Origin of the sequence: Agromyces mediolanus, assembly GCF_014648575.1 — a bacterium.
GTDB lineage: Bacteria > Actinomycetota > Actinomycetes > Actinomycetales > Microbacteriaceae > Agromyces > Agromyces mediolanus.
In genome coordinates this window covers 559,492-571,998 of sequence record NZ_BMRJ01000001.1, presented here as the reverse complement: position 1 = coordinate 571,998, position 12,507 = coordinate 559,492, and the positions used below count along the sequence as shown (strand labels likewise).

Annotated in this window: 14 protein-coding genes; 1 reads left to right on the top strand and 13 read right to left on the bottom strand. The window is 73.2% G+C overall.

Features of this window, described 5'->3' with window-relative positions; all coding sequences use genetic code 11:
• Positions 1 to 42: 42 nt before the first annotated feature.
• The 3 genes from IEY71_RS02675 to groES all read right to left on the bottom strand — a co-directional run bounded on the left by IEY71_RS02675 (position 43) and on the right by groES (position 2,924).
• Entirely contained in the window at positions 43 to 1,341 is a 1,299-nt protein-coding gene (locus tag IEY71_RS02675) for an ABC transporter substrate-binding protein (RefSeq protein ID WP_189083749.1), read from the bottom strand.
• A gap of 196 nt (positions 1,342 to 1,537) precedes the next feature.
• Positions 1,538 to 2,518, bottom strand: coding sequence for an EamA family transporter RarD (gene rarD, locus IEY71_RS02670; RefSeq protein ID WP_189083748.1), 981 nt, complete (start codon positions 2,516 to 2,518; stop codon positions 1,538 to 1,540).
• A gap of 109 nt (positions 2,519 to 2,627) precedes the next feature.
• On the bottom strand, positions 2,628 to 2,924 hold the full coding sequence (groES, locus tag IEY71_RS02665; RefSeq protein ID WP_017203655.1) for a co-chaperone GroES: 297 nt from the start codon (positions 2,922 to 2,924) through the stop codon (positions 2,628 to 2,630).
• A 269-nt stretch (positions 2,925 to 3,193) separates the two neighbouring features.
• Here groES and IEY71_RS02660 point away from each other — a divergent pair, with 269 nt between their 5' ends.
• Complete coding sequence (locus IEY71_RS02660; protein WP_189083747.1) at positions 3,194 to 4,384, top strand: class I SAM-dependent methyltransferase; 1,191 nt, start codon at positions 3,194 to 3,196, stop codon at positions 4,382 to 4,384.
• Between the two features lie 17 nt (positions 4,385 to 4,401).
• Here IEY71_RS02660 and IEY71_RS02655 read toward each other — a convergent pair whose 3' ends face one another.
• From IEY71_RS02655 to glmS, 10 genes are all read right to left on the bottom strand, one after another.
• Positions 4,402 to 4,764, bottom strand: a complete 363-nt coding sequence (locus IEY71_RS02655) for a hypothetical protein (RefSeq protein WP_189083746.1) — start codon at positions 4,762 to 4,764, stop codon at positions 4,402 to 4,404.
• Positions 4,765 to 5,030: 266 nt separating this feature from the next.
• Entirely contained in the window at positions 5,031 to 5,717 is a 687-nt protein-coding gene (locus IEY71_RS02650; RefSeq protein WP_189083745.1) for a DUF4190 domain-containing protein, read from the bottom strand.
• 55 nt (positions 5,718 to 5,772) lie between these two features.
• Positions 5,773 to 6,174, bottom strand: a complete 402-nt coding sequence (locus tag IEY71_RS02645; protein ID WP_229781494.1) for a DUF4190 domain-containing protein — start codon at positions 6,172 to 6,174, stop codon at positions 5,773 to 5,775.
• Between the two features lie 137 nt (positions 6,175 to 6,311).
• Positions 6,312 to 7,364, bottom strand: a complete 1,053-nt coding sequence (gene tsaD, locus IEY71_RS02640; RefSeq protein WP_189083744.1) for a tRNA (adenosine(37)-N6)-threonylcarbamoyltransferase complex transferase subunit TsaD — start codon at positions 7,362 to 7,364, stop codon at positions 6,312 to 6,314.
• Positions 7,361 to 7,894 carry a ribosomal protein S18-alanine N-acetyltransferase gene (rimI, locus tag IEY71_RS02635; protein WP_229781493.1) on the bottom strand — a complete coding sequence of 178 codons (534 nt, stop codon included), beginning with the start codon at positions 7,892 to 7,894 and terminating at the stop codon, positions 7,361 to 7,363. Before rimI ends, tsaD begins: the two co-directional genes overlap by 4 nt.
• Positions 7,891 to 8,511, bottom strand: a complete 621-nt coding sequence (gene tsaB / locus IEY71_RS02630) for a tRNA (adenosine(37)-N6)-threonylcarbamoyltransferase complex dimerization subunit type 1 TsaB (protein WP_189083743.1) — start codon at positions 8,509 to 8,511, stop codon at positions 7,891 to 7,893. Before tsaB ends, rimI begins: the two co-directional genes overlap by 4 nt.
• 93 nt (positions 8,512 to 8,604) lie before the next feature.
• Positions 8,605 to 9,102: a tRNA (adenosine(37)-N6)-threonylcarbamoyltransferase complex ATPase subunit type 1 TsaE gene (gene tsaE, locus IEY71_RS02625; RefSeq protein ID WP_189083742.1), complete on the bottom strand. Its 498-nt coding sequence runs from the start codon at positions 9,100 to 9,102 to the stop codon at positions 8,605 to 8,607.
• Positions 9,102 to 10,226 carry an alanine racemase gene (gene alr / locus IEY71_RS02620; protein ID WP_189083741.1) on the bottom strand — a complete coding sequence of 375 codons (1,125 nt, stop codon included), beginning with the start codon at positions 10,224 to 10,226 and terminating at the stop codon, positions 9,102 to 9,104. Before alr ends, tsaE begins: the two co-directional genes overlap by 1 nt.
• Positions 10,223 to 10,591, bottom strand: coding sequence for a holo-ACP synthase (locus IEY71_RS02615; protein WP_189083740.1), 369 nt, complete (start codon positions 10,589 to 10,591; stop codon positions 10,223 to 10,225). Before IEY71_RS02615 ends, alr begins: the two co-directional genes overlap by 4 nt.
• 48 nt (positions 10,592 to 10,639) lie before the next feature.
• On the bottom strand, positions 10,640 to 12,490 hold the full coding sequence (gene glmS / locus IEY71_RS02610; RefSeq protein ID WP_189083739.1) for a glutamine--fructose-6-phosphate transaminase (isomerizing): 1,851 nt from the start codon (positions 12,488 to 12,490) through the stop codon (positions 10,640 to 10,642).
• Positions 12,491 to 12,507: the final 17 nt, after the last annotated feature.

Genomic DNA, 12,507 nt, shown 5'->3' with positions numbered 1-12,507 from the left:
GCCCCGGCGAGCGGAACGCTCGCCGGGGCCTTCCACCGCCGACTAGTTGACGCGCGTCGAGGTGTTGTCGTCCTGGTACTCGTAGATGCCGATCGTGGCGCCGGTCGGGTCGCCGTTCTCATCGAAGGTGATAGGACCGGAGAGACCGTCGTAGTCGATCTGCTCGCCCTTCTCCAGCAGGGCGGCGCCCTGCGCGAAGTCGGTCACCTTCTCGCCGTCGCCGCTCGAGCCGGAGATCTGACGGAGGTACTCGGCGATCTTCGTGCCGCTGGTGTCGTTCGCAGCGTAGGCCGCGAGCGCGAACAGCACGATGTTGTCGTACGACTCCGCCGCGTAGGTGAAGTCGGTCAGCGACGGGTCGACCTCGAGGAGACGGTCGGTGAAGTCGCCGAGCGTCGCCAGGTCGAGACCCGGGGTGGTCGCCTTCGCGCCCTTGATCAGGCCGGGGGCGAACACGTCGCTGTAGTCGAGCCGGTTTCCGTCGGTCAGGTAGATCTTGTCGCCCGGGAAGCCGCCGCCGACGAGCTCCGGGATGATGATCTTCGCCTGGTCGAACGAGATGATCGCGATCGCGTCGGGCGACTGCGCCGTCACGTCGGAGATCTGCGTGGTGAAGTTGGTGTCGCCCGTGTTGTACGAGGACTCCGCGACGACCTCGCCGCCGGCGCTCTCGAACGCCTTCTTCGTCGTCTCGGCGAAGCCGGTGCCGTAGGCGTCGTTCTGGAAGATGATGCCGAGGGTGCTGTTGCCGTCCTCGGCGATCAGGTTGCCCAGCACCTCGCCCTGCAGCAGGTCGGAGGGCGCCGTGCGCCAGTAGAGGTCGTTGTCGTCGATCGTCGACAGGTCGAGACCGGTGTTCGACGGCGACATCAGCACCACGCCGGCGCTCGTGACCTGCTCGTAGATGTTGCGCGTCTGCGCCGACGCGGCAGCACCCGAGATGGCCGAGACGCCCTGCGAGAGCAGGTCGGTGACCGAGCCCGTGGCGACGTCGATCGAGGTGTCGCCCTCGTCGCGGAGGACGAGCTCGAGCGTGATGCCGAGGTCGGCCTTGTTGATGTCGTCGACCGCGAGCTTCGCCGCGGCGATCTGGGGCGGGCCCAGGACGGCGAGGCTGCCCGACTGGGGCGCGAGCTGACCGACCTTCAGGGTGAGATCGCGCGGGCCCGCCTCGATGGGCAGGGCGTCGCCCGTGTCGGCCGGCTCCTCGGTCGGGGCGGTGGTGCTGCCGCCGCCGCTCGTGCAAGCGGAGAGAAGGAGGGCGGCGGCGCCGGCGAGGGCGACCCCCGTCCAGATTCCGCGTGCACCGCGCTTGGCCGTGGCCTTCGCGAATACGCTCATGGTGCTCCTTGGGACTAAGGATTCGGACAGATCGATGCGTCAGATGACGCCGTGGTCTTGACAGTATTGCCCGGCCAACGTGGAAACAAGGGATGCCGGTCACAACCGCGTAACACCGCGTTCATCGTGCGTGCGCCGACCTCGGGACCCGTTCCGACGCAGCATCCGTGCGCCGCGGCCCCTTCGGGCGCTCGGATCAGACGGGCTCGGGGACGAGCTTGCGGGCCGCCCTGGCGTTCCGCACGAGGTCGATCGTCAGCACGACGAGGGCGACCCAGACGAGGGCGAAACCGATCCAGCGTTCGAGCGGCATCGGCTCGCGCAGGATGAGCACGCCGACGAGGAACTGGATGAACGGGGCGAAGTACTGGATGAAGCCGAGGTGGATGAGCGGAAGCCGGCGCGAGGCGGCGGCGAACAGCAGCAGCGGCACCGCGGTCACGGCGCCGGCGCAGACCAGGAGCACCGTGTGCCAGGCGCTCACCGCGCCCATGGTGAGCCCGCCGGTCGCGGCGACCCACCAGAGCAGGCCGGCGGCCACGGGCGCGAGCCAGAGCGTCTCGAGGGTGAGCCCGGACACCGCGTCGACCCGGTGGCCGACGCGCTTCTTGATGAGGCCGTAGAAGCCGAAGGAGAAGGCGAGCAGCAGCGCGATCCAGGGGAACTGCCCGTGCCCGACCGCGAGCACGACGACCGCGACGATGCTGATGCCGACCGCGACCCACTGCATGACGCTGAGCCGCTCGCGCAGCACGAGCACGCCGAGGAAGACGGTGACGATCGGGTTGATGAAGTAGCCGAGCGCGGCTTCGACGACCTGGCCCGACACGGCGGCGTAGACGTAGGTCAGCCAGTTCACGAAGATGAGCACGCCCGCGGCCCCCATCGTGAAGAGCACCCGGCGGTCGCGCAGGAGCGCCCAGAACGCGCGCCACCCGCGGGTCACGGCGAGCAGCAGCGCGCAGAAGACGAGCGAGAGCAGGATGCGCCAGGCCACGATCTCGACGGGCCCGCTCGGCGCGAGCGCGATGAAGTAGACCGGCAGGAAGCCCCAGAGCACGTAGGCGGAGACGGCGTAGCCGAGCCCCGAGCCGCTGAGCGGGGAGCGGCCGCTCGCAGCGCGACCCGCGGATGGTGCGCCGACCGTCTCGGCAGGGCGGTCGGCTGGGCTGTTCACCGGCTCAGCCTACGCCCGGCCGGCGACGTTCCCGGATGCCGCGGGCCCCGGGAACGCGGAACGGCCCGGATGCACGAGGCATCCGGGCCGTTGCGAGCGGTGCTGAAGGTCAGCGGACAACGACCGCGAGGACGTCGCGGGCCGAGAGCACGAGGAACTCGTCGGCGCCGAACTTGACCTCGGTGCCGCCGTACTTCGAGTAGAGCACGCGGTCGCCGACGGCGACGTCGAGCGGCACGCGGTTGCCGTTGTCGTCGATGCGGCCGGGGCCGACGGCGACGACCTCGCCCTCCTGCGGCTTCTCCTTGGCGGTGTCGGGGATGACGAGGCCAGACGCAGTGGTCTGCTCGGCCTCGACCTGCTTGATGACGATGCGATCCTCGAGCGGCTTGATGGAAACCGACACGGTTGACCCCTTTTCTAGATGACGACTGTCTTGGAAGACTGGGTTAGCAGCCTCGGAACGAGAGTGCTAACCAAAGTCTAGGGTGGATCTGGCACTCGTGCAACGTGAGTGCCAGCGCACGGCTCAACCGGGGAACCCCGGGTGCTAGCGTGGCCGCCTCGTGCCGGCGCTGCATCGCGCCGACCGGGGAACCCCGGGTGCTAGCGTGGCCGCCTCGTGCCGGCGCTGCATCGCGCCGACCGGGGAACCCCGGGTGCTAGCGTGGCCGGGTGGATCGCGCCGAACTCGTGGAACTGCTGTCGCCGGAGGGGCTCCGCCTCCTCGACTCGATCGGCGAATGGGACGCGAAGGCCGACGTCGTCAAGACCGTCGCGGCGCTCCGCAAGCAGGGCCACGCACCCGGCCTCGTGGCGGCCGTGCTGAGCCAGGCCAGGCTGCGCGCGAAGGGGCGGGCGAAGTTCGGCGAGTTCGCCTCGCGCATGCTCTTCACCGAGCCCGGCCTCGAACAGGCGACGCGACTGAACGTCGCGGCGCTGCACGCGGGTCGCTTCGCGCGCGCCGGGATCGCGCACGTCGCCGACCTCGGCTGCGGCATCGGCGGCGACGCCCTCGCGCTCGCCGCGATCGAGCTCGAGGTCACCGCGGCCGACGCCGACGAGGTCACCGCCGCGATCGCCGCCTACAACCTGACCCCGTTCCCGCAGGCGACGGTGCTGCACGCGCGCGCCGAGGAGGTCGCCCTCGGCGGCATCGGCGGCGCCTGGCTCGACCCGGCGCGCCGGGTCACCTCGGGCGGCAGCACCCGGCGGCTGGCGGATGCCTCGGACTACTCACCGCCGCTCGACTTCGCGTTCGGACTCTCCGAACGGCTCCCCGTCGGCGTGAAGCTCGGCCCGGGCACCGACCGCGGGGTCATCCCGGCGGGCGCAGAGGCGCAGTGGGTCTCGGTCGACGGCGACGTCGTGGAGCTCGCCGTCTGGCTCGGCGCGCTGGCCCGGCCGGGCGTCGGCCGCGCGGCCCTCGTCATCCGCGGCGGCGCGGCGCACGAACTCACCGCCCCGGCGGACAGCCCGGACGAGCCGGTCGGCGAGCTCGGCGCCTACGTCTACGAGCCGGACGGCGGCGTCATCCGCGCCCGCTTGATCGGCGACCTGGCCCGCTCCCTCGACGCGCGCATGCTCTCCGACGGCATCGCCTACCTGACCGGCGACCGCCTGGTCGAGACGCCGTTCGCCCGCGCGTTCCGGGTACTGGAGCGACTGCCTGCGGACGAACGCCAGCTCCGCCGGGAACTCGCGAGCCGCGGCGTCGGCACCCTCGAGATCAAGAAGCGCGGGGTCGACGTGGATCCGGCGGCGCTGCGCACCCGGCTGAAGCTGTCCGGGGGCGCCTCGGCGACGATCATCCTGACCCGCGAGGCCGGCCGCCACATCGCGCTGCTCGTCGAGCGCGCCGACTGAGTCGAGGCCCGTCCGGCTCAGCGCGGGAGCGCGCCGAAGACGATCGCGTAGTAGCCGATCCACACCGCGGAGAACACGAGCCCGCCGACTCCGGTGCCGATGCCGGCGAAGGCGAGCGAGCGGCCGTGCTCCTCACGGCGGAGCCCGAGCACCCCGAAGACGATCGCCGCGAGCGAGACCGGCAGCATCCAGCCCACGAAGAGGGAGGCGATGCCGCCGATCGTGCCGGTGATCACCGAGATCCAGCTGTAGACCCGCCGCTGCGCGTCGTCATCGTCGGCGACGTCGACGTGCTCGACCGGTTCGGGCAGCGGCGGCCGATGCACGAGGAGCAGCTGCCCAGTCGAGAGCGAGCGCAGCTGCCCGGTGTCGACGGGCACCTCGTACTCGCGCTGCTCGATCGCGGTCGGCGGCTCGTCGAGTCGGCGCGGCTCCGCCGTCGCGGCGCCCGGTGCGCCCTCGTCGCCCGTGCGGCGCCGGCGTCCCGTCGCTCCGCGGAGCGCCTCGCGGACGGCGGGCTCGCCGCGGAAGGTCGGCTCGGCCGGCTCGTAGGGCGCGAGCGGCCGGGCGGAGTCGAAGCGCTCAGGGGTCCCGTCGTCCGACGGGACCCCTGAGCGATCGTTCGTTTCGGACAGGACGGCTCCGCTCAGTAGCCGTAGCCGCTGCTCGACGCCGCGAGCACGACGAAGAAGATCACGATGCCGATGATCCAGAGCAGGCCGAGCGCGATGCCCACGAACCCGGTGATGAGGCCGGTGAGCCAGAAGCCCTTGGCCGCCGGCTCCTTCTTGCGGCCGAGGAAGCCGAGCACGACGGCCGCGATCGAGAAGAGCGCGCCGAAGCCGTAGAACAGGCTGCCGACGAGACCGAGGATGCCGCCGATCATCGAGATGATGCTCAGCGTCGGCGTCGGCGCCGCCGGGGCGGGCGCGTACGCGGCGTAGCCGGCCTGCGGCTGGCCGTAGGCGGGCTGCTGCGGCTGACCGTACGGCTGCTGGCCGTATCCCGGCTGCTGCTGACCGTAGGCCGGCTGATGGCCGTACGCGGGCTGCTGCCCGTAGGGCTGCTGGCCGTACGCGGGGGGCTGCTCACCGGCGGGCGCGCCGTACGCCGGCGGGGCCGGGGCGGCGGCGGGCGCCGGCTGGGCCCCGTACGCCGGGGCCTCGGTCGTGCCGTAGGACGGCGGGGTCGGCGCGGCCGGCGGCTCGGGCGCGGCGGGCGTCGCCGGAGGCTCGGGCGAGGCCGGCGGCTCGGGCGCCGAGGGCACCTCGGGGGTGCCGGCGGCGTTCGGCTCGGGCTCGGCCGGAGTCTGCGGGGTGTTCTGGTCGCTCATGTGCGTGCCTCTCGTGTCGCGCGCGGGACGGGTGGTTCGGGGTCGTGGCCGGCGCTCAGCCGCTGACGCTGACGTTCGACATGGTGGCCGCGGTCGCCACCACGATGATGACCACGATCACCGCGATCACGGAGAGCGCGATGCCGATGTAGCCGATGATGGTGCCGGCGAGCGCGGCGCCGCGGCCCTCCTCGCCGGTCTTCTTGATCTGGCTGAGCGAGATGTGCCCGCAGATGATGCCGACGAGGAAGCCGAAGCCCGTGAGCAGGCCCGCGAGCGAGGCGACCAGCGAGACGACCGCGAGGGTGTTCGTCTTGGCGGGCGCCGGGATGCGCGACTCCTGGTCGACGTAGTTGGGGACGATCGGGTCTTCCGGCGGCGTGGCCGAGGTCGCCATGCCGAAGTCGGCCGACGCCGGCGTGAACGCCGGGTCGGAGTTCTGCCTGGGATCGCTCATCGCTGGCCCTCCTCGTGCTCGGCTGCCCGGTCGCGCCCCTTCGGGCGCAGTTTCCCCCCGAGGCATCCGGCCTCTCCCGAAAGCCTAGCGCGGGCCTCAGCCGCGCGCGAGGGCCGGAGCGCCGCCCCGGCGCCGCTTCAGGCCTGGATCTCGGTGACCGGCAGCGTCGAGTCGGCCCCGAAGCCGAGCGTGGACGGCTCGTGCCCGGCCATGATGAGCTGCGCGCCGAGGGCCGCGATCATCGCGCCGTTGTCGGTGCAGAGCGACAGCGGCGGGATGCGCAGCTCGATCCCGGCCGCCGCCGCGCGTTCGGCGGCGAGCTCGCGCAGCCGGGCGTTCGCGATGACCCCGCCGCCGAGCAGGAGGCGCGGGACGCCGAGCTCGCGGCAGGCGTCGACCGCCTTCGCCGTCAGCACGTCGACGACGGCCTCCCGGAAGCTCGCGGCGACGTCGGCGACCGGCACGGGCTCGCCTGCGGCCTCGCGCTGTTCGACCCAGCGGGCGACCGCGGTCTTCAGGCCCGAGAAGCTGAAGTCGTAGCGGTGCCGTTCGAGGTCCTTCGGCTTCGTCAGCCCGCGGGGGAAGCGGATGGCGGCGGGGTCGCCGCCGACCGCGGCACGATCGATCTCGGGGCCGCCCGGGTAGGGCAGGCCGAGCAGCCGGGCCACCTTGTCGAAGGCCTCCCCGGCCGCGTCGTCGATGGTCTCGCCGAGGAGCTCCACGTCGGAGACGAGGTCGCGCACGAGCAGCAGCGAGGTGTGCCCGCCGGAGACGAGCAGGGCGATCGTGGGCGTCTCGAGCGGGGCATCCGTGTCGAGCAGATCGGCGCCGACGTGACCGACGAGGTGGTTCACCGCGTAGATCGGCACCCCCAGCGACACGGCGAGCGCCTTCGCCGCGCCCACGCCGACCATGAGCGCGCCGGCGAGGCCCGGTCCGCTCGTGACCGCGACCGCGTCGAGTTCGTCGAGGGAGACGGATGCCTCGGCGAGCGCCTGCCGGATCGTCGGCTCGAGCGCCTCGAGGTGCGCCCGCGCGGCGACCTCGGGGACGACGCCGCCGTACCTCGCGTGCTCGTCCATGGAGGAGGCGATCGTGTTCGCGAGCAGCTCGGTGCCGCGGACGACGCCGACGCCGGTCTCGTCGCAGCTCGTCTCGATGCCGAGCACGAGCGGGGTGCTGCGATTCACGACTGGGTCTCCTCGATCGGGTCGGCCGGGCGGGCGTCGGCCGGGCGGGTGACGGTCTGGGGCACCTCGAGGCGCATCAGCACCGCGTCGACGCCGTTGCGGTAGTAGCGCGGCCGCACGCCGAGCTCCGTGAAGCCGAGGGACGCGTACAGGCCGCGGGCGACCGGGTTGTCGGCGCGCACCTCGAGGAAGACGTGGACGGCCTCGCGGCGGCGCGCCTCGGCGATGAGCGCCTGCATGAGCACGCGGCCGAGGCCGGCACCGCGGTGGGCCGGCTCGACGGCGATCGTCTGGATGTCGCCCTGCCCGCTCCCCCGCGGAGCGAGCAGCCCGGCGTAGCCGAAGACCGCGTCGGGCGCGGCAGCCGCATCGGTCTCACCGTCGACCGCGACCAGGTAGTAGCCGTGTTCGCTCGCGAGCTCGCGGCGCATCGTGTCCTCGGGCCAAGCGTCGTCGGTGAAGGTGTCGCGCTCGAGCCGCATGATCGCGCCGAGGTCGTCCGGGCGCGCGCGGCGGAGCAGCACGCTCACCGGGTCACCCGCTTGCCTGCGGACGGCGTCACGTCGGGCTCGCGCAGGTAGATGGCCGAGTCGCCGGCGAGCGGCAGCCGCCCGGCCGCGAAGGCCAGCTCGGCGAGCATCCCGATGCCGCCGGCCGGCACCTCGGCCGCGTCGATCCGCGCCCCCTCGAATGCGGGCACCTCGTCGCGCGGCACGAGCACGGGGCCGGACGTGCGCACCGGCAGGCCGTCGGCGTCGAGCCCGAGGTACTCGGAGACGGCGAACTCGCGGCGGCGCGCGTCGGTCACGACCTGCACGGCGGAGGCACCGCCGGCGCGGAGCCGCGCCCAGGCGACGGCGTCGTGGCTCGGTACGGGCACGAGCGGGCGCCCGATCCCGATCGCGAACGCGCGCGCGGCGGCGATCCCGACCCGGAGCCCCGTGTACGGGCCGGGGCCCATGCCGACCGCGACGCCGGAGAGCCGAGCGGGCGCGACGCCTGCGGCCGCGAGCGTCTCGGCGACCAGTTCGCCGATGACCTCGGCGTGCCGCATCGCGTCGGCGGTGCCGCGCTGCTCGAGCACGCCGCCGTCGCGATCGACCACGGCGACGCTCGTGCCGGCCGAGGTGTCGATGGCGAGGAGCATGCCTCCAGCCTATTCGCCGACGGGCCCCGCCCTCCCCGCTCGCACGGGAGCGCCGGTCTCGGCATCCTGGAATCCGCTCCGGGCCGCGCGCTACTAGGTCGTCTCGGCCGCGTCTTCCTGAATCCGCTCGAGGAGGGGTCCGCGAAGGGTGAGCGTGCGGGGCTCGTCGGCCTCGAGGTCGAGCTCGTCGGCCGTCGACCCGGCGTCGGCACCCGTACGCCGTTCGATGACGACCTCGAGCCAGGTGGGGTGCGACTCGTCCACGAGGCCGGCGGCCCACTCGGCCACGACGACGGAGCCGTCGAAATCGAGGTCGAGGTCGTCGAGTTCGAGCGCATCGCGCAGCCGGTACGCGTCGACGTGCACGAGCGGCGCGCCGCCGACGAGGCTCGGGTGGGTGCGGGCGAGCACGAAGGTCGGGCTCTGCACGGGGCCGCGGATGCCGAGGCCCTCGCCGATCCCGCGGGTGAGCGTCGTCTTGCCTGCGCCGAGCGGGCCCGTGAGCAGCACGAGGTCGCCCGCGCGCAGCACCGCGCCGAGCCGTCGGCCGAACGCCTCCATCTGCTCGGTGTCGGCGATCTCGAGCCGCATCACGCGCCGCCGAGGTAGCCGCGCGGCACGCGCGGGCCGATCCGGGTGACGATCTCGTAGCCGATCGTGTCGGCGGCGACGCCCCAGTCGTCGGCCGAGGGGGCACCGGTCGCCGGATCGCCGAAGAGCACGACCTCGTCGCCGACCTCGACGGCGTCGTCGCCGACGTCGACGAGGAACTGGTCCATCGCGATCCGCCCCACGACGGGGCGGCGGGCGCCCGCGAGCAGCACCTCGCCGCGGCCGGAGGCCTGCCGCGGGATGCCGTCGGCGTAGCCGAGCGGCACGAGCGCGAGCTTGGTGGGGCGCTCCGCGCGCCAGGTGTGCCCGTAGGACACCCCGTCGCCCGCGGCGATGCGCCGCACCGCCGCGACGCGGCCGCGGAGGGTCATCACCGGCACGAGGCCGAGCTCGGCCGAGGTCGTGCCGTCGGCGAACGGCGGGATGCCGTAGCAGGCGATGCCGAGCCGGACGAGGTCGTAGCGCGCCTCGGGCCGGGTGAGCGCCCCGGCGGTCGACGCGATGTGCCGGAGTTCGGGCCGCAGGCCCGCCTCGGCGGCCACGGCGAGCGCGCGCTCGAATGCGGCGAGCTGAGCCGCGTCGGCCTCGGCGGAGGTGTTCGCGAGGTGGCTGAAGATGCCGCGGATGCGGACGAGGCCCGCGCGCTCGAGCTGCGCGGCCGCCGCGACGGCGCCGGCCCACTCGTCGGGCTGGACGCCGTTGCGCCTGAGGCCCGTGTCGATCTTCAGGTGCACCGCCGCGGGCCGGCCGGCGGTGCGCGCGGCGTCCGCAGCCCGGTGCAGCTGCGCCTCGGCGGAGAGACCGAGGTCGATGCCGGCGTCGATCGCGGGGCCGAAGTCGGCGCCGGGATCGTGCAGCCAGGCGAGGATCGGTGCGTCGATGCCGGCCGCGCGAAGCTCGAAGGCCTCGCCGAGGTCGGCGGTGCCGAGCCAGGCGGCCCCGCCGGCGAGCGCCGCGCGGGCGACGGGCACCGCGCCGTGGCCGTAGGCGTCGGCCTTGACGACGGCCATGGCCGGGGTGCCGAGCCGCTCGGCCAGGGTGCGCACGTTCGCGGTCACGGCGTCGAGGTCGATCAGCGCCTCGCGGAAGGGTCGCTCCGTCATCCGCCCGCTCCCCCGCTCCGTTCGAGCACCACGAAGGCGCTCGCGATGCCCGCGTCGTGGCTCATCGAGAGGTGGAGCGTGTCGATGCCGAGCGCCTCGAGGTGCGCGGCGAGCCCGCCGGTGACCTCGAAGCCGGGGTTGCCGTCGGCATCCTGCACGACCCGCATCTCCTGCCAGCGCAGCACCGCGTGCCCGCCGAGGGCCTTGATGAGCGCCTCCTTCGCCGCGAAGCGCGCCGCGAGCGAGCGCGGCGAGCGGTCGCGTTCGCTCTCGGCGAACAGGCGCTCGACGAGGGCCGGGGTGCGACGGATCGACCGCTCGAAGCGGTCCAGATCGACCACGTCGATGCCGATGCCCGCGATCACTCGCGTGCTCCGTCGCTCACACAGCCCCCGTCGTTCATACGCTCCCGGTCACTCCACCGTCACGGACTTCGCGAGGTTCCGCGGCTGGTCCACGTCGAGGCCCTTGGCCTGCGCGAGCTCCATCGCGAACACCTGCAGCGGCACCACCGCGAGCAGCGGCTCGAAGAGGGGCGCGGCGAGCGGGATGCGGATGACCTCGTCGGCGAAGGGCAGCACGGCCGCGTCGCCGGCCTCGGCGATCGCGATGACCCGCGCGCCGCGAGCGCGGATCTCCTGGATGTTCGAGACGACCTTCGGGTGCAGGCTGTTCGGGTGGCGCGGGCTCGGCACCACGACGAAGACCGGCTGACCGGGCTCGATCAGGGCGATCGGCCCGTGCTTCAGCTCGCCGGCGGCGAAGCCCTCGGCGTGGATGTACGCGAGCTCCTTGAGCTTCAGCGCGCCCTCCAGGGCGATCGGGTAGCCGACGTGACGGCCGAGGAAGAGCACGGAGCGGGTGTCGGCCATCCAGTGCGCGAGCTGCGCGACCTTCTCCGACTCCTCGAGCACCGAGGCGAGCTTCTCGGGCACCGCCTGCAGCTCGTGCAGCTGCGCGGCGAGCTGCCCGTCCGTCAGGGTGCCGCGCACGCGCGCGAGGTGCAGGCCGAAGAGGTACAGGGCGGTGATCTGCGCCACGAACGCCTTCGTCGAGGCCACGGCGACCTCGGGCCCGGCGTGCGTGTAGACGACCGCGTCGGACTCGCGCGGGATGGTGGCGCCCTGCGTGTTGCAGACCGAGACCGTCTTCGCGCCCATCTCGCGGGCGTACTTCACGGCCATGAGCGTGTCCATCGTCTCGCCGGACTGGCTGATGGAGAGCACGAGGGTGTCCTGCTCGATGACCGGCTCGCGGTAGCGGAACTCGTGGCTCAGCTCGACCTCGACGGGCACGCGCGCCCACTGCTCGATCGCGTACTTCGCGACGAGGCCCGCGTAGGAGGCGGTGCCGCAGGCCACGATCGTGATGCGGCGGACGGCGCGAAGCTCCTCGTCGCCGAGCGCCTCGAGCTCGGGGATGACGACCTGCTCGTCGGCGATGCGGCCGCGCACGGTGTTGGCGACGGCCTCGGGCTGCTCGGCCACCTCCTTGCGCATGAAGGAGGACCAGCCGCCCTTCTCGGCGGCGGAGGCGTCCCAGGCGACCTCGAAGGGCTCGACCTCGACGGGCGAGCCCTCGAAGTCCGTGACGCGGACCTCGTCGGCGGTGAGCTCGACGATCTGGTCCTGGCCGATGGCGACCGCGCGCTTCGTGAACTCCACGAAGGCGGCGACGTCGGAGCCGAGGAAGTTCTCGCCCTCGCCGAGGCCGAGCACGAGCGGCGAGTTGCGGCGCGCGCCGACGACGAGTCCCGGCTCGTCGCGGTGCACGGCGAGGAGCGTGAACGCGCCCTCGAGCTGCTGCACGGTCGCGCGGAACGCGGCGCGGAGGTCGCCGGTGCGACGGACTTCGCGGCCGAGCAGCACGGCCGCGACCTCGGTGTCGGTCTCGGAGGCGAAGGCGAAGCCCTCGTCGAGCAGCTCCTGCTTCAGCTCGGAGAAGTTCTCGATGATGCCGTTGTGGATGAGCGCGAGCCGGCCCTCGTCGGCGAGGTGCGGGTGCGCGTTCGCGTCGGTCGGGCCGCCGTGCGTCGCCCAGCGGGTGTGCCCGATGCCGGTGCCGCCCGCTTCGAGCGGCTGCTGCTCCAGCGCATCGGCGAGGACCTTCAGCTTGCCGGCGCGCTTCGCCGTGGCGAGTTCGCCCTCGGCGCCGATGATGGCCACCCCGGCCGAGTCGTAGCCACGGTATTCCAGGCGGCGCAGGCCACCCATGAGGACGTCGACGCTCGAACGGGCGCCCACGTATCCGACGATTCCACACATGCGCACGATCCTAGCGG

Coding starts and splice junctions, on each gene's coding strand:
- IEY71_RS02675 (WP_189083749.1), bottom strand. CDS start 1,341: ATGAGCGTATTCGCGAAGGCCACGGCCAAGCGCGGTGCACGCGGAATC.
- IEY71_RS02650 (WP_189083745.1), bottom strand. CDS start 5,717: ATGAGCGACCAGAACACCCCGCAGACTCCGGCCGAGCCCGAGCCGAAC.
- IEY71_RS02645 (WP_229781494.1), bottom strand. CDS start 6,174: ATGAGCGATCCCAGGCAGAACTCCGACCCGGCGTTCACGCCGGCGTCG.
- tsaB (WP_189083743.1), bottom strand. CDS start 8,511: ATGCTCCTCGCCATCGACACCTCGGCCGGCACGAGCGTCGCCGTGGTC.
- tsaE (WP_189083742.1), bottom strand. CDS start 9,102: ATGCGGCTCGAGATCGCCGACACCGAGCAGATGGAGGCGTTCGGCCGA.
- alr (WP_189083741.1), bottom strand. CDS start 10,226: ATGACGGAGCGACCCTTCCGCGAGGCGCTGATCGACCTCGACGCCGTG.
- glmS (WP_189083739.1), bottom strand. CDS start 12,490: ATGTGTGGAATCGTCGGATACGTGGGCGCCCGTTCGAGCGTCGACGTC.